At 62.0% G+C, this 21,514-nt stretch carries 21 protein-coding genes and 1 tRNA gene; 14 read left to right on the forward strand and 8 right to left on the reverse strand.

Annotated elements, in window-relative coordinates; translation table 11 throughout:
• Nucleotides 1–315 precede the first annotated feature (315 nt).
• The 3 genes from OIU93_RS12635 to OIU93_RS12645 all read left to right on the forward strand — a co-directional run bounded on the left by OIU93_RS12635 (nucleotide 316) and on the right by OIU93_RS12645 (nucleotide 2,069).
• Complete coding sequence (locus OIU93_RS12635; RefSeq protein ID WP_264270435.1) at nucleotides 316–1,422, forward strand: 3-deoxy-7-phosphoheptulonate synthase; 1,107 nt, start codon at nucleotides 316–318, stop codon at nucleotides 1,420–1,422.
• A gap of 191 nt (nucleotides 1,423–1,613) precedes the next feature.
• Nucleotides 1,614–1,826, forward strand: a complete 213-nt coding sequence (locus OIU93_RS12640) for a helix-turn-helix domain-containing protein (protein ID WP_264270436.1) — start codon at nucleotides 1,614–1,616, stop codon at nucleotides 1,824–1,826.
• A 144-nt stretch (nucleotides 1,827–1,970) separates the two neighbouring features.
• The gene (locus OIU93_RS12645; RefSeq protein WP_003792170.1) at nucleotides 1,971–2,069 is read left to right on the forward strand and encodes a 30S ribosomal protein bS22; all 99 of its coding nucleotides are present in this window, start codon (nucleotides 1,971–1,973) and stop codon (nucleotides 2,067–2,069) included.
• Nucleotides 2,070–2,180: 111 nt separating this feature from the next.
• Here the strand turns inward: OIU93_RS12645 and OIU93_RS12650 are convergent, their stop codons facing one another.
• A complete protein-coding gene (locus OIU93_RS12650; RefSeq protein WP_264270437.1) occupies nucleotides 2,181–2,996 on the reverse strand; it encodes an HAD family phosphatase in 816 nt (271 codons plus the stop codon).
• 49 nt (nucleotides 2,997–3,045) lie between these two features.
• Here OIU93_RS12650 and OIU93_RS12655 point away from each other — a divergent pair, with 49 nt between their 5' ends.
• Nucleotides 3,046–3,300 carry a glutaredoxin family protein gene (locus OIU93_RS12655; RefSeq protein ID WP_264270438.1) on the forward strand — a complete coding sequence of 85 codons (255 nt, stop codon included), beginning with the start codon at nucleotides 3,046–3,048 and terminating at the stop codon, nucleotides 3,298–3,300.
• A 106-nt stretch (nucleotides 3,301–3,406) separates the two neighbouring features.
• Nucleotides 3,407–4,150: a redox-sensing transcriptional repressor Rex gene (locus OIU93_RS12660; RefSeq protein ID WP_264270439.1), complete on the forward strand. Its 744-nt coding sequence runs from the start codon at nucleotides 3,407–3,409 to the stop codon at nucleotides 4,148–4,150.
• A gap of 96 nt (nucleotides 4,151–4,246) precedes the next feature.
• On the opposite strand, the gene OIU93_RS12665 is transcribed toward OIU93_RS12660, so the two are convergent.
• Nucleotides 4,247–4,993 (reverse strand): hypothetical protein, encoded by a 747-nt coding sequence (locus OIU93_RS12665; RefSeq protein ID WP_264270440.1) that lies wholly within the window; start codon nucleotides 4,991–4,993, stop codon nucleotides 4,247–4,249.
• A 270-nt stretch (nucleotides 4,994–5,263) separates the two neighbouring features.
• On the opposite strand from OIU93_RS12665, the gene OIU93_RS12670 reads away from it, so the two are divergent.
• From OIU93_RS12670 to OIU93_RS12695, 6 genes are all read left to right on the forward strand, one after another.
• Nucleotides 5,264–5,926, forward strand: coding sequence for a histidine phosphatase family protein (locus tag OIU93_RS12670; protein WP_264270441.1), 663 nt, complete (start codon nucleotides 5,264–5,266; stop codon nucleotides 5,924–5,926).
• 4 nt (nucleotides 5,927–5,930) lie between these two features.
• Nucleotides 5,931–6,557: a TlpA disulfide reductase family protein gene (locus tag OIU93_RS12675; protein WP_264270442.1), complete on the forward strand. Its 627-nt coding sequence runs from the start codon at nucleotides 5,931–5,933 to the stop codon at nucleotides 6,555–6,557.
• 8 nt (nucleotides 6,558–6,565) lie between these two features.
• The gene (locus OIU93_RS12680) at nucleotides 6,566–7,348 is read left to right on the forward strand and encodes a cytochrome c biogenesis CcdA family protein (protein WP_372342923.1); all 783 of its coding nucleotides are present in this window, start codon (nucleotides 6,566–6,568) and stop codon (nucleotides 7,346–7,348) included.
• Entirely contained in the window at nucleotides 7,348–8,967 is a 1,620-nt protein-coding gene (locus OIU93_RS12685; RefSeq protein WP_264270443.1) for a cytochrome c biogenesis protein ResB, read from the forward strand. Before OIU93_RS12680 ends, OIU93_RS12685 begins: the two co-directional genes overlap by 1 nt.
• 20 nt (nucleotides 8,968–8,987) lie before the next feature.
• Nucleotides 8,988–10,004: a c-type cytochrome biogenesis protein CcsB gene (gene ccsB, locus OIU93_RS12690; protein WP_264270444.1), complete on the forward strand. Its 1,017-nt coding sequence runs from the start codon at nucleotides 8,988–8,990 to the stop codon at nucleotides 10,002–10,004.
• 360 nt (nucleotides 10,005–10,364) lie between these two features.
• Nucleotides 10,365–10,438: transfer RNA gene (locus OIU93_RS12695), tRNA-Met, on the forward strand.
• Between the two features lie 448 nt (nucleotides 10,439–10,886).
• Here OIU93_RS12695 and OIU93_RS12700 read toward each other — a convergent pair.
• A complete protein-coding gene (locus OIU93_RS12700; RefSeq protein ID WP_264270445.1) occupies nucleotides 10,887–11,303 on the reverse strand; it encodes a PLD nuclease N-terminal domain-containing protein in 417 nt (138 codons plus the stop codon).
• A 73-nt stretch (nucleotides 11,304–11,376) separates the two neighbouring features.
• Here OIU93_RS12700 and OIU93_RS12705 point away from each other — a divergent pair, with 73 nt between their 5' ends.
• A complete protein-coding gene (locus OIU93_RS12705) occupies nucleotides 11,377–11,646 on the forward strand; it encodes a DUF4229 domain-containing protein (protein WP_264270446.1) in 270 nt (89 codons plus the stop codon).
• Between the two features lie 260 nt (nucleotides 11,647–11,906).
• Here OIU93_RS12705 and OIU93_RS12710 read toward each other — a convergent pair whose 3' ends face one another.
• The 4 genes from OIU93_RS12710 to OIU93_RS12725 form a co-directional block, all read right to left on the reverse strand.
• The gene (locus OIU93_RS12710; RefSeq protein WP_264270447.1) at nucleotides 11,907–12,794 is read right to left on the reverse strand and encodes a 1,4-dihydroxy-2-naphthoate polyprenyltransferase; all 888 of its coding nucleotides are present in this window, start codon (nucleotides 12,792–12,794) and stop codon (nucleotides 11,907–11,909) included.
• Between the two features lie 92 nt (nucleotides 12,795–12,886).
• Nucleotides 12,887–14,254 (reverse strand): short-chain fatty acid transporter, encoded by a 1,368-nt coding sequence (locus OIU93_RS12715; RefSeq protein ID WP_264270448.1) that lies wholly within the window; start codon nucleotides 14,252–14,254, stop codon nucleotides 12,887–12,889.
• A gap of 158 nt (nucleotides 14,255–14,412) precedes the next feature.
• Nucleotides 14,413–15,540, reverse strand: a complete 1,128-nt coding sequence (locus OIU93_RS12720) for an AMP-binding protein (protein ID WP_264270449.1) — start codon at nucleotides 15,538–15,540, stop codon at nucleotides 14,413–14,415.
• Between the two features lie 21 nt (nucleotides 15,541–15,561).
• Nucleotides 15,562–16,527 (reverse strand): 1,4-dihydroxy-2-naphthoyl-CoA synthase, encoded by a 966-nt coding sequence (locus OIU93_RS12725; protein WP_372342924.1) that lies wholly within the window; start codon nucleotides 16,525–16,527, stop codon nucleotides 15,562–15,564.
• Between the two features lie 375 nt (nucleotides 16,528–16,902).
• On the opposite strand from OIU93_RS12725, the gene OIU93_RS12730 reads away from it, so the two are divergent.
• The gene (locus OIU93_RS12730; RefSeq protein WP_264270451.1) at nucleotides 16,903–18,354 is read left to right on the forward strand and encodes an amino acid permease; all 1,452 of its coding nucleotides are present in this window, start codon (nucleotides 16,903–16,905) and stop codon (nucleotides 18,352–18,354) included.
• A gap of 129 nt (nucleotides 18,355–18,483) precedes the next feature.
• Here the strand turns inward: OIU93_RS12730 and OIU93_RS12735 are convergent, their stop codons facing one another.
• Nucleotides 18,484–19,944 (reverse strand): MFS transporter, encoded by a 1,461-nt coding sequence (locus OIU93_RS12735; RefSeq protein WP_264270452.1) that lies wholly within the window; start codon nucleotides 19,942–19,944, stop codon nucleotides 18,484–18,486.
• A 346-nt stretch (nucleotides 19,945–20,290) separates the two neighbouring features.
• On the opposite strand from OIU93_RS12735, the gene OIU93_RS12740 reads away from it, so the two are divergent.
• Nucleotides 20,291–21,514 carry an acetyl-CoA C-acyltransferase gene (locus tag OIU93_RS12740; RefSeq protein WP_264270453.1) on the forward strand — a complete coding sequence of 408 codons (1,224 nt, stop codon included), beginning with the start codon at nucleotides 20,291–20,293 and terminating at the stop codon, nucleotides 21,512–21,514.

Raw genomic sequence — 21,514 nt, forward strand, 5'->3', positions numbered from 1 at the left:
TGCCGTGCTTCATGACGTACTGTGTCGCCCGGGAATGGAAACACATTTGTGATTCGCGTGGCGCGGCTGTAGATTCTCAACCATGACTAATCGTTGGTATGCGTATTTTGTGTCGGCTCTGGAGGGGCCTAAGACGCGATAATTTCGCTTACCCACCTTCAGAGCCGACAAGGGCCGCAAGCTATGCTTGCCGGCCCTTCGCTATTTCCAAGATAGCGGCCCTGGAGGAATACGCAGCGTGATCGCCGGGGCCGCATTGAAACCATGAGGCCCCCCACTGCACGGCGCGGGGCCGAAACCGAAAGGCCCCAAACCATGAGCACCGCCATCGCCGCCGAGACACAGGCCCGCGTCAACACCAATGAACGGGTGCTGGCAATCACCGAGCTGCCCACCCCCGCGGAACTGACTGCCGAATTGCCAGTGGGCGATGCCCAGGGCTACCGGATCATGCGGGCCCGCCAGGAAGTCCGTGCCGTGCTCTCCGGGCTTGACGAGCGTCTGCTGGTCATCGTGGGCCCTTGCTCTATCCACGACCCTGCAGCCGGGCTGGAATACGCCACCAGGCTCGCCGCGGCCGCGAAGCAGCACGAGGGCGAACTGCTCGTGGTCATGCGCAGCTACTTCGAGAAGCCACGCACCACCGTGGGCTGGAAGGGCCTGGTCAACGATCCGCACCTGGACGGCAGCCATGACATGTCCGCCGGGCTGCGAGCCGCACGCGAATTCATGTTGGCGGCCAGCAACCTGGGCCTGCCACTGGCCACCGAATTCCTCGAGCCGCTCAGCGCCCAGTACCTCTCGGACCTGGTCACCTGGGGCGCCATCGGGGCGCGCACCACCGAAAGCCAGACGCACCGGCAGCTGGTATCCGGGCTATCCATGCCCGTTGGATTCAAAAACGGGACCGACGGCTCGGTGCAGGTGGCGATCGATGCCTGCCAAGCGGCTTCCGCACCACAGTCCTTCCTGGGCATTAGCGAGGATGGTCGTACGGCAGTAGTCAGGACCGCAGGAAACGACGACGCCCACCTGATCCTGCGTGGCGGCACCGACGGACCGAACTTCGCGGCCGAGCCTGTTGGCGCGGCATCGGCCTCCATGGGCAACGCCGGCATGAACCCGCGGGTGATCGTCGATGCCTCACATGCGAACTCGGGCAAGTCCCACGTGCGCCAGCGGGAGGTCATCGCCGAGCTGGCCGCCCGCATAGCGGACGGGGACCAAATGATTGCCGGAATCATGGCTGAAAGTTTCTTGGTGGCCGGTGCGCAGAAACATGACCCTGATGCCGTCGCGCAAGGATCCGACGTCCTGGCGGGGTTGACCTACGGGCAGTCCGTCACCGACGCGTGCATGGACTGGGACACGAGTGCCGAAATGCTAGCGACCCTGGCCGAAGCGGTACGGACCGCGCGCTAAGCCCCCCAGCCCCGTGTCGGCGGCGAGATATGGCAGCCCACGACGCCGGCTTTCGTTCACATTGGCCCCACGAGCCACTAAAGTGAATCACAAGGGCATAGGGTATCTTGAGGTGTTGGTGCGGACCGGGTACGTTCCTCGGTCAGCGCCACGGCACGATTGCTATGTGAAATTGTCAGGAGAAACAGGGAATGGTCGAATCGCAAAACTTTGCCAGCGCGCGTTTCATGACGGTCGCCGAGGTCGCCGATGTGATGCGTGTGTCAAAGATGACGGTTTACCGACTCGTCCATTCCGGCGAATTGCCGGCCGTGAGGTTCGGCCGCTCCTACCGTGTACCCGAAAACGCCGTACAGGAGTACTTGCGGGCTGCCGGGTTCGGGCGCGACTTCAACACCGGCTAACGCCGCCGATTTTCACGAGTGGTCAGAATCTGCTCTAGAAGCAGGTAATCTGTTAAGGAACGTTTAACGTCCAGTTGGCTATTCTGGTGCTTTGGTGCCGAAGAAATAGTAGTCGGCAATCGAATCAGTTTGTGAGGAACCATTATGGGCTCTGTTATTAAGAAGCGCCGCAAGCGTATGGCCAAGAAGAAGCACCGTAAATTGCTTCGTAAGACCCGCCACCAGCGTCGTAATAAGAAGTAAATACCAGTTCCGGGGTTGCCCGGAATTGAGTATGTAAAAAGGTGCGTTTCCCGCAATGGGGAACGCACCTTTTTGCATGTTTGCGGCGGGCGTGCCGGACGTTGCCCGGAGTCAGGGACGGCGGCGCAATGCACCGAAGCTGCGCCACAGGCCCCAGAGGACTCCCGAGACGCCGGCTGCCTTCAGGCCGAAGGCAGCCGCCCTGCGCCCGGTTCGGAAGTCGTAGACCGGCCAGTTGCGGTCCTTGGCGTGGCGTCGCAATCTGCGGTCGGGATTAATTGCCACGGGATGACCCACGGCCTCAAGCATCGGAATGTCGTTGTGGGAATCGCTGTACCCCCAGCATTCGGCAAGATCCAGCCCTTGGTCCCGGGCCAAGATCCGGACAGCTCCGGCCTTCGCCGATCCGTGGAGGATTTCGCCGACCAGTTGGCCGGTGTAGAGGCCTTCGATGTGCTCCACGGTCGTCCCGAGCGCTCCACTGAGCCCGAGCCGCCTTGACATAACCGCGGCAACCTCCAGCGGCGTGGCGGTGACTAGCCACACCCGACGCCCGGCGTGAAGGTGCTGTTCGGCGATCGCGCGGGTGCCTGGCCAGATTTTCGACTCAATGAATTCGTCATAAATTTCATCCCCGAGCGCAACCATGTCGGCCACGGAGAAGCCTGCGGACAGCAATAGCGCACGGTCACGGATGGCGTGGATGTCACCGAGGTTCTCTCCCCGGGCGACGAACCGCAACTGTCGAACGGCAAACCACGCCACCTCACGCAGCGTAAATGCCCGCCTTTGATACATTTTTCGGGCCACTGCAAAGAGCGAAGCACCGCGCATCATGGTGTTGTCTACATCGAAGAAGGCGGCAGATGTGCCCGATGGCGCCGACTCGTGCCCAGCAAATGTCACGGGGGAAAGGTTGGAGGGCATCCAACCAGTCTATTGCAATCTTTTTTCGCCGGAGCTGTAGCGTTGGGTCATGAGCAGTGTGCAGACCCCGCGGGAAATTACTTTGTTGGTTCGTTCCGGATGCCACCTTTGCAAGGCCGCGGCCGAAACACTCGACGAGGTCACCAGCAGGTTGGATTACACCTGGCAAAGCGTTGACATCGATCAGGACCCGGAACTCTTGGCGCGACATTCGGAAGAAGTCCCGGTGCTGTTGGTAGACGGACGGGTACGGGATTTTTGGGTGATTGATGCCCAGCGCCTTGAGGCATTGTTGAGCAGCTAGGGGCAACGAAGCCGCCGCCTGTCCGCGACACCAAGGGTGATGCGGTGGCATCGGAAGAACTGGTTGGAAAGACATGAAGGTATCCAAGGAATTGAGTCAAAGCAGAATGCCCACCGAACACCAACCAGCAAGCAACGAAGCGAAGCTCCCTGCTGCCGAAATTCCGATTGAGCACGACCTGGATCCCGGCGCATCGGTGGAGCAAACACCCGCGGGTTCACTGGGCAGGATTCTCCCTGAAGCGACCCTGGCGCGATTGACCCAGTACCTGCGTGCGCTCGGTGCCATGCAGGCGCGCGGTGAAGCGCGAACCTCGTCTGGCGTGCTGGCCACCGAGGCAGGGGTCAATCCTGCGATCCTTCGCAAGGACCTGTCTTTGCTTGGGTCCTATGGAACCCGTGGGGTGGGATACGCGGTGACCGACCTGGTCGAACAGATCTCCAAGGCCATGGGGCTTTTGAGGCAGTGGCGCGTGGCGATCATCGGTGCCGGTAACCTGGGTCGCGCACTTTCCGGATACGGCGGATTCCGAAGCCGGGGATTTGAAGTTGTCGCGCTGCTGGATTCATCGCCAGATGTGGTTGGCACGACGGTGGGGGACCTGCAGGTCCAAGACATTTCCGACTTGGACGAAATCGTTGCGGCCACGAATGCCAATATTGCCGTCCTATCCGTGCCTGGGGCAGCGGCGCAAGATTTGTGCGACATGCTGGTTCAATGTGGTGTTCGAAGCATATTGAGCTTCGCACCCGTGGTGTTGCAAGTCCCGGCAGGGGTCGTGCTGCGGAAGGTTGATTTGGCCACCGAACTGCAAATCCTTGCCTACCACGCACAAAACCTCGACTCCTAGAAATCGCCCACGGGAACCGGTCTTAAACTCAAATGGTCCGTGGGATTCCACCGGCAACGGCTGAATCCCACGGACCACTTCTTAGCGTTTTGATGATTAGCGGTATCCGGCTTTACGTGCTGCCCGACGAGCGGCAATGTACTGGCTGGAGGGACGCAACCAGGCAAACACGACGCCAACCACTCCCAGGACGACGGAAAGGGCCGTCAGGACCCCGCTGGCAATGCTGAACAACGACAGGACAGCCAGAATCGTCGCGAAGATGCGTGCAACGCCGCTTCCCTTGCGGATCATGAACGCGATCAGAACGTAAATCAACAAGCCGATCACGGCGAACACGATTGCGGTGGTCTGGATCATGGGAATTGCGTCGGAGACGCTCATGCCAGCAGCCGAAAGCTGTTCCTCCAATTCGGGGACTGCCCGAAGCTGCTCCATGATCGCGGTGGTGCTCAAACCGAACACCGAGCTCAGCAGGAATGCGACGCCGGCCGCGATGATTGCCCAGAAGGAGGTGTCCAGTTCCTTGGGTCGATGGGTCGGCATCTGGGGCGGAGCAAAGTTGCCTTGCGGCGGAACGGGGAAGCCGCCGTATGGCTGCTGGCCGTAGGGCGTCTGCGGCGGCTGCTGACCGTATGGGTTGTTTGCTGGGGCGGGCTGGCCGTACGGGTTGGGGTGCTGGCCGTACGGATTAGTTGGCGGAGTCCCGTTCTGTGGAGGTTGGCCGTAGGGAGGTTGTCCGGCGGCATTCGGATCCTGCGGTGCGCGCTGTCCGTACTGCGGGGGTGCCGGTTCCTGCGATGGCTTCTCTGGGTTCACGGGATCATTCTCAGGGGTTGACATGACCTGCTCCTTTAGTTTGACGAACTACGGCTTACCCTCACGATATCGGTTGAAGATTGCTTTTCACCCCTCCGAAAGGATGGTTTTCCGATTGGATCGGGACACTCGCCGAAGTCCTTCCTCGGGACAGGGATCGCACGCCGCCGACGAGGACGCGATGTCGTTTCCGGTTCAGCAATTGCGCTTTCGGTGCTCGCCATGAGCCTCGTGCGTGGGCAAAATCAAGTGTCCGGTTTAGGTAACGGTACAAAGATTTGAGACACTTAAACTATGTCGACTGCCACCGTTCACCTGCTTCGTCACGGCGAAGTGTATAACCCGGACAGGGTCCTCTACGGTCGACTACCGGAATTTCACCTTTCCGATCTAGGCAACCAAATGGCCGAGCGCGCCGCGGAATACTTCACGGAGCAACGGAACGCGGGTGCCAATATCACCTACTTGGTGTCGTCTCCGCTCGTTCGGGCTCAGGAAACGGCAATGCCGACGTCGCAGGCTTTGGGCCTGGAAATCATGACAGATGATCGCATTATCGAAGCGGAGAACCGCTTCCAAGGACTTTCCCAGATCAAGAATCGACTGAGGGAACCAAAATATTGGTCCTATGTCGTCAATCCATTTCGTCCATCCTGGGGGGAACCCTACCGGGACCAGGTGGAACGAATGATGACCGCCATTGTTGAACACCGTGATCGCGCGGTCGAACTTGGCGGACGGGGGGCGCAAGCCATTTTGGTCAGCCATCAGCTGCCCATCTGGGTGACACGCCGCTCCGCCGAGGGCAGAGCCCTATGGCACGACCCGCGGAAACGCGAGTGCACTCTCACCTCCGTGACTAGCCTGGACTTTGATGGTGAAAGTCTGGTCGCAGTCCGATATGCAGAACCTAGCGTGGACCTTCTGGCGAACGCTGCGAACATCCCTGGAGCTTGAGATCATGATCGATCCCATCTCGTCCCGAGCACAGCGCTTGGGACGACGTACATTCTTGCGCGCAGCACTGCTTGGTGCCGCCGTGCTGCCGCTGGCAGCGTGTGTGGGGGACGAAGATCCCCTAGCCAAGCAGGCAAGGGAAGGCAACAACAAGAATTACATTGCCGGTGACGGTTCTGTGGAGGAATACGGTCCAGCTTCACGCACCGAAACCGTAAAGATCAACGCGGTGGCCTATGACGGAACCACTATCGATTCGGCCACTTGGGCCGGGCAGGCTACTGTCTTGAATTTTTGGTATGCGGCTTGTGCTCCATGCCGGATCGAAGCCCCGCACATGGTCGAACTCAATGAGGAGTTCAAGGGCAAAGCGGAATTCATCGGCATCAACGTGCGGGATGAGAAGGAAGCGGCAGAAGCCTTTGAGCGCACCTTCGGAATCAAATACCCCTCTGTGCAGGACACTCAGGGGACGATCCAACTCGCCATGACCAAATACGTTCCGCTTAAGGCCGTACCGACCACGTTGGTGCTGGACAAGCAGGGGCGCGTTTCTGCCCGCATTCTTGGTGTTGCCGACAAACCCACACTCAAGGCCCTGATAACCACGGCTCTCACCGAGTCGTTGTGATCGACTCCGTGCTGGCCGGCGCCTTGACGCTACCGGCCCAAGGCAACCAATTTGCTGAGATCATCCAGGACGGTTCACTGATTCTCGCGGTTCCCGTTGCCATCCTTGCAGGGCTCGTCTCCTTTCTGTCGCCTTGCGTGTTGCCTTTGGTTCCCGGCTATTTGGGGTACGTCACTGGCCTGTCCGGTGCCGACCTCGCAGATCAAAAGCGCGGCCGTATGGTCACAGGCATCGGCCTGTTTATCCTGGGCTTCACTGCCGTCTTTGTCCTGGCGGGCGTGGTCTTTTCGCAAATCGCTGCGTGGATGCAATTCGAGGGTGCCTGGATCATCCAGGTCTTGGGCGCGGTAGTGATTCTCATGGGTGTCGTTTTCATGGGTGGCTTTTCCTTCATGCAACGCGATGCGAAGATCCATCGGAAACCACCTGCCGGCCTTTGGGGTGCTCCGGTTCTGGGAGTCACTTTCGGCCTGGGATGGGCGCCATGTATCGGCCCTACGTTGGCTGCGGTGCTGGCCATGAGCACAGGAATCGACCCAAACCCCGCCAAGGGTGCCTTGTTGACGTTCTTCTACTGCATGGGTCTGGGGCTCCCGTTTCTCTTCATCGCCACGGCGCTTCGGCGTGGCATGGGGGCCATGAAGTTCTTCCGTCGGCACCAGTTGGCGATCATGCGCTTCGGCGGCGGCATGTTGATACTTCTGGGAATCTTGATGGCCACCGGCCTATGGGGTTCCTGGGTTACGCAATTACAGGATTGGTTCACCAATGAGGTCAGGTTGCCCATCTAATGGCAAAAAGAGATTCTAAAAAAGATGTAGCGGTCCCGGCCCTCGGTTTCAAGGGCATGCTCCGATGGGGCTGGACCCAGCTCACCAGCATGCGCACGGCGCTCTTCCTGCTTCTGCTTTTGGCCGTGGCAGCAGTACCCGGGTCGCTTTTCCCCCAGCGCTCCATCAACCCGGAGCAGGTGACAACCTACCTGACCAATAAGCCGACGACCGGGGAATGGCTCGACCGTTTCCAGCTCTTCGACGTCTATTCTTCGGTGTGGTTCTCGGCGATCTACCTATTGCTGTTCATCTCCCTGGTCGGGTGCATCCTGCCGCGCGTAAAAAAGCACGCGCAGGCGCTTCGCACACCGCCACCCAGAACCCCGTCGCGACTTAACCGGTTGCCCCAGAACGGCACCATCGAGATCCAGACTGCTGACGAGTCGGGAATCAGCGACGAACAAGTCGTACGGGATATCACCGGGCTTCTCAAGAAGCGTGGGTACCGCTCCGAAGCCAGGCCAGAGGGTGCCAGCCCATCAGTAGGCGCGGAACGTGGATACAGTCGTGAAATCGGCAACCTGCTCTTTCACATCTCCCTCGTTGGCCTATTGGCCTCGGTTGGAGTCGGTGGCGCCTTCGGGTACAACGGACAGCGGGTACTTGTCGAGGGGGAGACCTTCGTGAATTCCTTGGTGTCCTACGATTCCTTCAAGCCCGGAACCTGGTTCCAGGAAGACTCCCTGGATCCATATTCGGTCAAGCTCGACAAGTTCAATATCACCTTTGACCGCGAATCCACGACGCACTTCGGCCAGCCAATCGATTTCACGGCCGAGGTCGAGACCCGGCGCAGTCCGGATGCCGAACCTGAGAAGGAAAAACTTCGGGTCAACCATCCGTTGCGCATCGATGGCGCTGACATGTACCTGGTTGGCAACGGCTACGCCCCCGTGGTTACAGTACGTGACGGCAACGGAGACATCTCCTTCAGCGGTCCCGTGGTCTCGGTGCCCCAGGATGGCATGTACACCTCGTTGATGGTCGTCAAGGTCCCCGACGCGAATCCCGAGCAACTTGGATTCCAGGGATTCCTTCTGCCCACGGCCATGACCGATGAGACTGGGTTTGCAATATCCGGCGACCCGAACGCGATCAATCCGCAGCTGCAGCTGAACTCCTACTACGGGAACCTGGGACTGGATGACGGTACGCCACAGAATGTGTACGTGCTTGAAACTGACGAGCTCACCGAACTCAACAGTAGAAACCTTGATGCAGGCGGAATTGTCTTGGGTGCCGGGCAGACGTACGAATTGCCCGATGGAAAGGGCAGCATTTCCTTTGATGGGCTCAAGCGTTTCATTGGCGTGGATATCGCCTACGACCCCAGCAAGCGCCCGGTGGCAATCTTTGCTGCGCTTGCCTTGTTGGGATTGGCCATCTCGCTCTTTACCCCGCGCCGCCGTGCCTGGGTGAAAATCAAGAACTCCGTTGACGGCTCGGGCCGCGAAGAGCGGATAATCGAATACGGATTGCTGGCCCGTGGTGAAGACCACCGACTTGAATCCGAAGCCAAGGAGCTGCGTAAGCTTCTTGAGCAGCAGTGGCCCGCGAATGCGCGAGCCGGAGTCTAGGAGACCCTTTGGAAAACGACATGCCCACGATCAATGTGGCCCTGGGACAGTACAGCGACTTGTTCATGTTGCTGGCGGCAATTGTCTACGCCTCGGCTTTTATCGCCTTCGCATGGGACCTTGCCAAGTCCAGCAAGATAATCCAAGAGATCGATGCAGCAACGCTCGCATCGGAACAGAAGACCTTGGTTGCGGCCGGTGTCCGGGATGCCCCTCCGGCGGACGGTTCGTCGAACCCGTTGGTCAATGAATCCATGGACTACACAACAGCCTCCGCAAAGCGCATGGCAGCGAAGGTTGCCGTTTCCCTGACTTGGCTGGGCGTGCTGTTGCAGGGCTTCGCCGTGGTTGCCCGTGGCATTGCGGCCGCTCGCGTGCCCTGGGGCAACATGTACGAGTTCCTCTCCACAGGATCCTTCCTGGTGGCCCTCGTATTTTCGATCGTGTTGCTGAAAAAGGACCTTCGCTTCATGGGCACCTTCGTCATCGGCCTGGTCACCGTGATGCTGTGCGGCGCCACCATGGGCTTCCCGACTCCCGTGGCCCACTTGGTGCCCGCTCTGCAGAGCTACTGGTTGATCATTCACGTCTCCATCGCGGTACTTGCCTCGGCCCTGTTCACGATCACCTTCGCCATGAACGTGCTCCAACTCGTGCAACATGCCCGAATGGATGCACTTGCCGCAGGCAAGAAGGACAAGATGCCGTTCATGCGGTTGGTCCCCGGCGCAGCACCTCTGGAAAACTTTGCTTACCGCATCAATGCGGTTGCCTTCGTGATGTGGACCTTCACAGTCATGGCCGGAGCGATCTGGGCCGAGGCAGCCTGGGGCCGTTACTGGGGCTGGGACACCAAGGAAGTCTGGAGCTTCGTCATCTGGGTTGTCTACGCAGGCTACCTGCACGCCCGGGCAACGGGCGGTTGGACAGGTGCCCGTTCGGCCTGGCTAAGCATCATTGGTTACCTCTGCATCGTCTTCAACTTCACCATCGTGAACATTTACTTCAACGGCCTGCACTCCTACGCCGGCATCTAAGGCCAGCCCTTGGAGCCCGGTGGCCCCGTACGCGTCAAATGACGGGTACGGGGCCACCGGCGTTAATGCGCCGGGGGAGCGGCCTCGCGGGCGGATGCAGCAGCCCCAAGCCGCCGGAGGGGCGGGGCTCGGCAACACCGGTGCGAATCTGCCGAAGGGGAGACTGCCGGAAGCGCCCACTCCATGGCGAAGGTGACCGAGTTCACTGTGCAATATTCTGTGTTCGCCGGTTTTTAGGCAATGAAAATGGCTGAACGTGACCGTCGATGGCCTGAATATGCCGCAATTCTAGGTAAATTCACCTAATTGACCGCTCGATTAGGTGGCTGGGTCATCCACTGTTATTGTTGTATCTACCGACGCGGGGTGGAGCAGTTCGGTAGCTCGCCGGGCTCATAACCCGGAGGTCACAGGTTCAAATCCTGTCCCCGCCACAAAGAAACAGCCTTTGTTCCCGAATGGGAGCAGAGGCTGTTTGCTTTAACGAGGAACTCGCCCCGACCAAAATTGTAGGGGCCGCTTGGTCACCGGGCGCCGCTTCGTACGTCATCGCGGGCAAGGAGAATGACCCTGACCTTGGAATCCCCACCACAAGGTGCCGGACCCACATGCTCGAGTTCGCCACCGCGCAGGGTCACCAGCCGCTAGCAGTTGCGTGAAGTGAAGTAATGGGCCGATTGTCGCGACATCAATACCGTCATTAATGAAACTCCAGGAGCAGGCATGCCCTCTGTGCGGACAATGGAAGGCACGGCGCGATGGGCGAGTGTGCTGCACAAGCTGGGCTGGATCATCACCGTCAGGGGAAAATAAGCAAATGGTCGGATGGCCCACGAAATTCGTGGGCCATCCGACCATGGGGTGATGCCGATGGAATATTCCCTACGGCGTGTGTCGCGGGGTGTCTTCCGTGGGATTGCCGCCTTCATCGCGCGGCTTGCCGTTTTCGTCGCCGGGCTTGCCGTCTTCGCGCAATTTGCTTTCGAGCGCTTTCAATTCGGCTTCCTTGCGGCGCATTTCCTCCTCGCGGGCCTTGTTGCGCCGCTGGATTTCCAGGTTGCGAAGGAACTCGGGATCATCGTCGGGCGCTCCGGTTGCGCCCCTGCGTGTCTGTGCCGGCCGTTCGTCGGAAACCGACTTGGGTCGTCCCAGCCAGAACCACAGCCCCGCCCCGATCAGCGGCAGCAAAATGATGGCAGCGAACCAGCCACTCTTGGGCAGTGAACGGACCTCGCTCGAGGGAGTGCGCACGCATTCGATCAAGGCATAGATGGTTATCGCGAGTGCAACCAATGCCATAAAAATAAAGTTCCGGACCATAGATACAGTCTAGTGAATTTATCTGTGTTCTGGCTGCGTCTAGACTGTACGGGTGCAGTTCTTCAAGTACACCGTGATTCGGTTGGCCCTCTTTTTCGCAGTATTCCTACCACTGGCTTATCTCCTGATGTGGCCCATATTCACCGCGGGCCTAGTCGCGCTGGTGATCGCGTTTGCCCTGAGCTACCTGTTCCTGAACAAGTTGCGCGTGGCGGCCAACGCCGACGTGCAAAAAATGTTCAACTCCAAGGGGCCCAAGAAGTCCCGGCAAGACCTTGACGACGAAGCAGCCGAAGACCGGTTCCTGGACGGCGAGCAGTAACCCAACGGATTCGTGTCTCCGCGGTGGGCTGGCGGATGCAACTGGACCAGGTGCCACCGCCAGCCCCCAATGATGTTTACAGGCCTGTCGACGGACCGTGGAGCGGCGTCCCATCGCAGGTGTGTTCTTGGCCGGAACACCATGAGGCCTGAGGAAGCCTTGGTAGTCGTACCTATCTGTAACACCCAGGGGCCAGGTCATGGAGATGGCCGGGCCTCTGGGCACGAATTTTTCCGACGCGATGGTCGCGGACGGAAGCGCTAGGCCAGAGCCAGCTCCATCACGATTGCCACTGTGAAAAGCGCCGCGTAGACGAGGTTGATGATGCCCGTCTGCTTGAGCACCGGGATCAGTGCGCCGGGCTCGTGATTGCGCAACACCGTCCAGCTTGGCAGCACACACAACGGCACCGTCAGCAGGACGAGCCACATCCATGCGTGCGTGGACACCATGACCAGCGGCAACAGGATGGCCAGGGTCAGCATCATGACGTAGCTGATGCGCGCGGCAGGGTCTCCCAGCCGCACTGCCAGAGTCATCTTTCCGACTTCCTTGTCGGTGGGGATGTCACGGATGTTGTTGGCCATCAATAGTGCGGTGGCGATGAGGCCGGTTCCCACGGCTCCGATGTAGGCAGGCAGCGTCAACTGGTGTGCCTGGGTGTACGCCGTCCCCAGCGTGGCCACGAGGCCGAAGAAGATGAACACGAATACCTCGCCCAGCCCCCGATAGCCATAGGGGTTCTTGCCGCCGGTGTAACCCCACGCGGCGAAGATGGCCGCCAGGCCGACCAATAGCAGCGGCCAGGATGCCGTGGACACCACCAGGAACGCTCCCACGATCCCGGCGAGCCCGAAACAGGCAAAGGCAGCGTTTCGGACCGTGGTGGGTTTTGCCAGGCCGGATCCGGTCAGTCGCAACGGCCCCACGCGGACATCGTCGGTGCCGCGGATGCCGTCGGAGTAGTCGTTGGCATAGTTCACCCCGACCTGGAGCAGCAGCCCGACCACCAGGGCCAGGATGGCTTCGAGCAAGGCAAGTTTTCCGGTGGTGTCCACGGCGGCCGCCGTGCCAATAATCACCGGCGCAATCACAATGGGCAGGGTCCGCAAGCGTGCGCCCTCAACCCATTGGGCAATCGTAGCCACCATCAATCCTCTCGCTGCCGGGAAAAACATGCAGCTACCATTCTCTCCCGCGCGGTGGCAGGGGAGAAATTCCGGCGGCGCCCGGGACGTACCTAGAACGAGACGATCAGCAAGGTCGCGGCAAAAACAATCCCGGAGGCGACCAGCACAATCGTGGTGTATCCCAGGATGTCACGCATCTTCAACCCGGCAATTGCCAGCAGTGGCAGGGCCCAGAACGGCTGGATCATGTTGGTCCACTGGTCGCCGTAGGCCACAGCCATGATCGGGATGGCCGGGTCCACGCCCAGTTCCGCCGCCGCGGTGAGCATGATCGGCGCCTGCACGGCAAACTGCCCGCCGCCGGAGGGAACAAAGAAGTTCACCAACCCGGCCGAGAGAAACGCCAGCACGCCGAAGGTCTGCGGCGTGGAGATCGACACGAACACATCCGAGAGCACCTGGATCAGCCCGGTCCCGGTCATGATGCCCAGGATTCCGGCGTAGAGCGGGAACTGCAGCAGGATCTCCCCGACATTCGATGCCGCGTGCTTGGTCAGCGCCATCAGCTCGAACGGGCTGCGCACCAGCACCAGGATCAGGGCCAGGAAGGACCAGTTGACGATGTCCAGGGTCAGCGTGCCGCCGGTGGAGAAGTGGATGACGAGGTAGGCCAGCAGCATCGCCCCGAGCAGCAGCGTGGGCAGGCGGCTGGCGTCCAGCCTGTCGGCGGGCGTGGTGACCTCGTCGTCGACGGCCACGAGTTCCTCACGGGCGTCCTGGACCAGTTCCACGATCTTGTCGTTCCCGCGCGGGGCCACCAGGTACAGGGACAGGGCAACCATGACGATGGCGGCAACGGCGGCGATCATGTTCCAGGAGGAGAAAGTGGTCTCGGAAATCGACAGCGGGCCGCCGAGCTGCTTGGCGATGAACGAGTCGGGCGTCGCCGCGGTCAGCGGACCGGAACCCGAATAGCCCATGTGCCAGACGACAAAACCGGCAAACCCGGAGGCAACCAGCATCGGGAAATGGAAGGCGATGCCGCGTTCGCGGCCCTGGGCAGCGACCTCCCGGGCCAGTAGCCCGCCGACCACCAGGCCCAGCCCCCAGGTGATCAGCGAAGCCACGGCGGCCACCAGGAAGACAAACACGTAGCCGGCCAGGGCGGTCTGCGGGACGCGTCCCAAAAAGCGCAGGAGCCTTCGCACCGGCCGGGTGTTGGCGAGGATGAATCCCAGCATCAGCACCAGGGCCATCTGGGTGATGAAGGCCAACAGGCCCGCCAGCCCGTCGCCCCAGCTTTGGACGATGAGCAGCGGGCTGGAACGGGTGACGACCAGCGCCAGCAGCGCCACGATGAAGGTGAGGGCAATGGCGAAGACCAGGGCCGAGGGGATGAATCGTTCGACAAGGTTGTTGACGGGCCGCATGGCCCGGGAAATAGCTGTTCCACCTTGCGGTGCGGCTGTTTTGCTCATGAAATAACACCTCTTTGTGCTGATCCGACAGTTGGCCTGGGCAGCAAAAGCGAAGCTGGCCAGTGATAATGCCCACCATACGTCAGGATCACCCGCGTCAGGCCAAGTCCGGCGCGTATCGACGGTTCGGCGCGCTGCCAGGATCCGCGGCCGGCAGGTCAGCGTGGTGTTTCAGCCAGCCAGGCGGCGAGCGACATCCTGTCGACCTTGCCATTGGGCAGCAGCGGCAGCGCCTCGAGCGCCTGCAGTCGGCGCGGCACCGCGGCGGCACCGAGCGATGCGCGCACGGCCGCGGACAGGGCCTCGGGGGCGGCGCTTCCCACATAGGCGGCGGCGATCTGCTGGCCCCATTGCGCATCCGGCACGGGAACCACCGCCGCCGCCGAGACACCGGGCAGGGCCTCGAGGACGCGCTGGACCTGGGCGGCCGAGACCTTGACACCGCCGGTGATGATGACGTCGTCGGCCCGCCCGGACACCGAAAGCATGCCGTCGGCGTAGCTTCCCAGATCGTCGGTCGCGTACCAGCGCACCCCCGACCCGTCTACGCTGAAGTGCCTGGCGGTCAGGCCGGCGTTCCCGAGGTAGCCGGAGGCGATGGTTGGCCCGCCCAGCATGATCCGCCCGTCGACGACCTTGACCTGCACTCCGGGCAGGGCCCGGGCATCGTAGACGCAGCCACCGGCGGTCTCGCTGGAACCGTAGGTGAGGTGCAGCTTAAGCGAATGCCTTGCTGCCTCCTTCAGGACCGCGCGCGGGGCACGTGCCCCGCCCAGCAGGATGGCGTCGAAGCGTTGCAGCGTGGAAATGGTCTCCGCGTCCGGATCTTCCAACAGTCGCTGCAGCTGGGTGGGGACCAGGGAGACCAGGCGTTTGCGGTCGGTCAGGGCCGAGGCGGCCTCATTGAAGCCCCGGGCGGTAAAGCTCTGCTCCAGGTTCATCGCCCACGGCCGGGTTCCGGCATACAGGCTGCGGGTCAACACGGCCAGGCCTGCCACGAAATGGATCGGCAACGGGAGCAGCCACTGGCCCTCGAATCCGAGGTATTCGGCCGTGGCCATCGAAGAGGAGGCCAGTGCATCGATCGACAGCGCGGTGCGCTTCGGGGTCCCCGTGGACCCCGAGGTGCGCACCACCGCCGCGATTCCCTCGAGTCCCTCCAGCTCCGCCCGGGCCACCGGGTTCACCACGTACTCGTTGTTCGTGGTGCCCGGGAGGATCTCCACGGCCGGCCCTTCCTCGTTCAGGGATGCTGAAAGGGCAACGAGCGCGGAATCTGGATTCATGGGTGCCGGGGTTCCTTGGGCCTAGAAGTAGTACGGGTGGGCTGACCAGTCGGGGTCGCGTTTTTGGAGGAAGGCGTCGCGGCCCTCCACGGCCTCGTCGGTCATGTAGGCCATGCGGGTGGCTTCGCCGGCGAAGACCTGCTGCCCGGCCAGCCCGTCGTCGGCCAGGTTGAAGGCGAACTTGAGCATGCGGATGGCCTGGGGGGATTGCTTGGCGATGTCCGCTGCATATTCCAGGGCGACTTCCTCGAGGCGCGCGTGGTCCACGGCCTCGTTGACCGCGCCCATGGCCACCATGTCCTCTGCGGAGTGCTCGCGGGCCAGGAAGAAGATCGAGCGGGCGTTCTTTTGCCCGACCTGGCGGGCCAGGAGCGCCGAACCGTAGCCTGCGTCGAAGGAGCCGACGGTGGCGTCGGTCTGCTTGAACTTGCCGTGCTCGCGGGAGGCGATGGTGAGGTCCGAGACCACGTGCAGCGAGTGCCCGCCTCCGGCGGCCCAGCCGTTGACCACTGCAATGACGACCTTGGGCATGGTGCGCATCAGGCGCTGGACCTCAAGGATGTGCAGGCGTCCGGCGCGGGCGGGGTCGATCGAGTCGGCGGTCTCTCCCTCGGCGTAGCGGTAGCCGTCGCGGCCGCGGATGCGCTGGTCCCCGCCGGAGCAGAAGGAATGCCCGCCGTCCTTGGGGGAGGGGCCGTTGCCGGTCAGCAGCACCGTTGCCACGTCCGAGCTCATGCGGGCGTGGTCCATGATGCGGTACAGCTCGTCCACGGTGCCGGGGCGGAATGCGTTGCGGACCTCCGGGCGGTTGAAGGCGATCCGCACGGTTGGCAGGTCGCGAACGACCGTGCCGGCGGAATCACGTTCGACCTGGCGGTGGTAGGTCATGTCCTCGAGGTCGAAGCCCTCGACCACGCGCCACTGCATGGGGTCGAAAATGTCGGAAACCTTGGCTGGCAATTGTTCGGTGGAATCATGGGTGCTCACAACCATGAATGCTATAGGTTCGGCAGCCGCGGGGGCGAAAGCGGCTCGGGCCCCCGGCTTTGTGGATCGGCGGAAACCCATGGCCATCAGTTCTGGCGCAACTGTTGAACAATTAATAATTGCTCTTTGCCTGGGCTTGTGATCCACGTCAAATATTCATCTCACTAGGGTGATTGCAAAACGCATGGTGTCCAGGATCACAGTTGAGCGGCGTTTTGGCTGGTTGCCCAACTTCATGTTGGATGGCAAAGTGCGGTAGGTTTGCCGTTTGCACCCCCACTGAATGTGTGAGCGGGCACCCCTGAAAAGGGCCTGGCCTGGTGCCCTCCCCGTTGCATCGATGCGGGTAGATTGAGTCACCAAAGGAGCTACGCGGTGGAACCCCACAACGTCCGAGAACACCAGCCCGATACCTCCACCAGAGACGCCGACGTGACGGCCGAGGGCTACAAGAAGACCCTCACCCGCAGGCACGTCCAGATGATCGCCATGGGTGGCGCCATCGGCGTGGGCCTGTTCATGGGCGCAGGTGGCCGCTTGGCCACGACCGGGCCCGCCTTGATCTTCTCCTACGCCATTGCCGGTGTGATTGCCTACTTCCTGATGCGTGCGCTGGGCGAACTCATCATGTACCGCCAGTCCTCGGGGTCCTTCGTTTCCTATGCCGGTGAGCTTTTCGGGGCCAAGGGCGCCTTCCTTTCGGGCTGGATGTACGTGCTGAACTGGGCCATGACGGGCATTGCCGAGCTCATCGCCATCGGGCTGTACTTCACCTACTTCTTCCCGGGCGTCCCGGTGGAGGCCGCAGCGCTGTGCGCGCTGGGCCTGTTGATCGCCGTGAACCTCTTCAGCGCCAAGGCGTTTGCCGAGTTCGAGTTCTGGGCATCGTTCCTGAAGGTCGCTGCCATCGTGCTCTTCCTGTGCATCGGCACCTACCTCGTGGTGACCAACGCGCAGGTGGGGGACGGGCACGCCTCGGTCTCCAACTTGTTCGCCGGCGAGGGCGGCATGTTCCCGCGCGGATTCATGATCACCATCCTGGTCCTCAACGCCGTCATCTTCGCCTACAACGCCATCGAACTGGTCGGCATCACCGCCGGCGAGATGGAAGACCCTGCCAGGGAAGTCCCCGCAGCCATCCGCGCCGTCGTGGTGCGCATCGTCGTCTTCTACGTCGGCTCGGTGACGCTGCTGGCCATGATCGTGCCGTGGAACCAGTACAAGGCCGGGGAAAGCCCGTTCGTCACCGTCTTTGACCAGTTGGGCTGGGGCTGGATCGGCGGCGTCATGAACTTCGTGGTCATCACCGCGGCGCTGAGCTCCTGCAACTCGGGGCTGTACTCCATCGGCCGCGTCTTCCGCGCGATGGCGAACAACGGCCACGCCCCGCAGTGGTTGACCAAGATGAACAAGCGCTACGTCCCCTATGCCGGCATCCTGGCCATCGGCGGCGTGTACTTCGTGGGCATCATCCTCAACGTCTGGCTTGGCGGAACCTACGCCTTCGACCTGGCCCTGAACACCGCATCGATCGGTGTCCTGTTCACCTGGGGCTCGATCTTCGCCTGCCAGCTGATGCTGCGCAAGAAGCGCGGCAAGGTCTCTTCCCTGCCGATGCCGGGGGCGCCCTACACCAGCTGGGCGGGCCTGATCGCCCTGGCAATCATCACGGTGCTGATCGGCTTTGACACGCTCACCGGACCGGGCGGCGAAGTCTTCCCGCTCGGCCTGTACACCATTGCCTGCATCCCGCTGATTGCAGTCGGCCTCTGGATCGGCTGGCAGAAGGCCAAGCACAACACGGCCAAGAGCGAGCTCTACTCCTAGGGCTTCATTCGGGTCGGGCGTTGCGAACGACAAAACGGTGGGTGGGTGGTTCCCAAGATTTCCTTGGGAACCACCCACCCACCGTCGTTTGCAGGCCTTCGCCTCATGCGGGGCTGCTCTCGGGCCGTACTAGGATCGGGGTACGAGAGCCTCGGCGTCCGTTTCCGGGTCGGTGCCGGCCAGGATGCCGGTCTCGTGGGCGTCCGGAATCTCGGTTCCGCGCAACGATGCCCCGGCGGTCTCGGGCAGGTACCGTGTGGCCACCAGGCCGATGGCGCAGGCTGCCATCATGTAGATGGCCGGGAACAACAGGAAATCGGTCTCGTTGATGACGGCCTCGTTGACCATGGCCGCGGTACCGCCGAAGATCGCTGTCGCCACGTTGTAGGTCACTGCAAAACCGGCGAACCTGACGTGGGACGGGAACATGGCCGGGAAGGTGGCCGTGATCGTGGCTAGCTGCGGGATGTAGAGCAGGCCCAGGATGGCGAACCCGAGGATCGCGAGCGGGAAACTCTTGCCCATGAGCCAGAACAGCGGCAGGGCCAGCACGAAGAGGCCGATCAGCGACGCGAACCACAGGGGTTTTCTTCCCACCTTGTCCGAAAGTGATCCGGCAAAGGGGATGACGGCCATCATCGCGACCTCGCCGACCAGGATCACCATCAGGGACGCCTTCGGATCCAGGCCCAGCTGGCCCTCGAGATAGGTCGGCATGTAGCTCAGCAACGTGTAGTTCACGACGTTCAGGGCGATCACCAGGCCGCTCATGATGAGCATCGGGCGCCAGTAGCCGCGGATAAGCGTGCGCAGCGAGCTCGATTCCTGGACCTCGCCCCGCTCCTCGAGTTCCTGGAAGACCGGGGTGTCTTCCAGCTTGTTTCGCAGGTAGAGGCCAATCAGGCCCATGGGCAGGGCCATCATGAACGGCACGCGCCAGCCCCAGTCCATCATTGCCTCGTCGCTCAGCGCGACCTGGAAGCCCAGCATCACGGCCGTGCCCAGGGCGAAGCCGCCGAGGGTCCCGAACTCCAGGAACGACCCAAAGAAGCCGCGCTTCTTGTCGGGGGAGTATTCGGCCATGAACGTTGCGGCGCCGCCGTACTCGCCGCCGGTGGAGAAGCCCTGGATCATCCGCAGGAGCACCAGCAGGACCGGTGCCAAGACGCCGACCTGCTCAAAGGTCGGCAGGATGCCGATGAAGAATGTAGCCAGGGACATCATCAGGATGGTGAGGGCCAGGATGTGCTTGCGGCCCAACTTGTCGCCCAGCGGTCCCCAGACCAGGCCGCCGAGCGGCCTGACCAGGAAGGAGAGTGCGAAGGTCCCCAACGCCATGAGGGTTCCGCCCTCGGTGGGGAAAAAGTGGAACGTAATGTAGGTGACTGCCACGGCGTAGACGCCGTAATCAAACCATTCGGTGAGGTTGCCCATGGCCGAGGCGGCAGTTGCCTTGCGGATTTCGCTGCGGCCGGCGGTGGTGGATAGATCCGGGCCGATGTCTTCGCCAAAATCCACGGGGTCGGTGGCCTGGGATGCCACCGGTGCGGGGTTGTTTAGTTGGTTGGGTTGGCTGTTTTCCGGCTGCATTACTGCTCCGTTTGCTATTCAGCTTTCCGTCGACCGGATGCCCGTCCAAATCCATGTTGACGGCCTTGGACGGTGACGGTCCACGATCCGGACAGGGTCCGGAGTCGGTCAAGTGGAAGACGATACGGCAGTGATTGGGGTCGGTCAAACCGGAGAGTTTGCCGACCATGAGGTTGACCGCGCTTATGGCATGATGGGATTGTATTAGTGAACGAATGGTCGGTAATTCTTCCGCGCTCCGCCCGGAGCCGGTCGCCGAAGCCAAACCACGGAGCAATGCAGGTCTTTCCCGCCGGGTTTCCGGTGTGAACCATCCAGGCGTGTGCCCCATGACAAAGGAGTTGTTATGACCGAGGCTTTCTTGGTGGGCGGAGCCCGCACCCCGGTAGGACGTTACGGCGGGGCATTGAGCAGCGTGCGCCCGGACGATTTGGCCGCACTGGCTATCCGTGCCGCCGTGGAGCGAGCCGGAATCGACCCGGCAGACGTCGACGAGGTCATCTTCGGCAACGCCAATGGCGCCGGCGAGGAAAACCGCAACGTCGCACGCATGGCCTGGCTGCTTGCAGGCTTCGAGGACAGCGTTCCGGGCATCACCGTCAACCGCCTCTGCGCCTCGGGCATGAGCGCCATCACCATGGCCAGCCACATGATCAAGGCAGGTGCCGCCGACATCGTCGTCGCCGGTGGCGTGGAGTCCATGTCGCGCGCCCCGTGGGTGATGGAAAAGCCGGACAAGGCCTTCGCCAAGCCGGGAGCCACCTTCGACACCTCGATCGGCTGGCGTTTCCCGAACCCCGAATTCCTCTCCGGTGAGCTTTCCCGCGAGGGCAAGGCCACCTTCTCCATGCCGGAAACGGCCGAGGAAGTCGCCCGTGTTTACAACACCTCCCGCGAGGACTGCGACGCCTTCGCCGTGCGCTCGCACGAACGCGCCATCGCCGCCATCGAGGCCGGACGCTTCAAGGACGAAATCGTCCCGGTCACCGTCAAGTCCCGCAAGGGCGAAACCATTGTCGACACCGACGAGGGACCGCGCCCCGGCACCTCCTTCGAGGTGCTCTCCAAGCTGCGTCCGGTCGTCAAGGGCGGCACCGTGGTCACCGCGGGCAACGCCTCCACGCTCAACGACGGTGCCTCGGCGATCATCGTGGCCTCCGAAGCGGCCATCAAGAAATACGGGCTGACCCCGCGCGCCCGCATCATCGACGGCGCCTCCGCCGGCCTGGCCCCGGAAATCATGGGCATGGGCCCGGTTCCGGCCAGCCGCAAGGTCCTGGAACGCTCTGGTTACTCGGTCGATGACCTGGCCGCCGTGGAACTCAACGAGGCCTTCGCCTCGCAGTCGCTGGCTTCCATGCGCGAGCTCGGAATCGACCCGGAGATCGTGAACCGGGATGGCGGCGCCATCGCCCTGGGCCACCCGCTGGGCTCCTCGGGATCACGCATCGTCATCACCCTGCTCGGACGCCTGGAACGCGAGGCGAAGGCCGGCGGATCCAAGCTGGGCCTGGCCACCATGTGCGTGGGCGTCGGCCAGGGCGCGGCCCTGCTCATCGAGGGTGTCTAG

The sequence above is a fragment of the Paeniglutamicibacter sp. ZC-3 genome, assembly GCF_025847175.2.
Classification (GTDB): domain Bacteria; phylum Actinomycetota; class Actinomycetes; order Actinomycetales; family Micrococcaceae; genus Paeniglutamicibacter; species Paeniglutamicibacter sulfureus.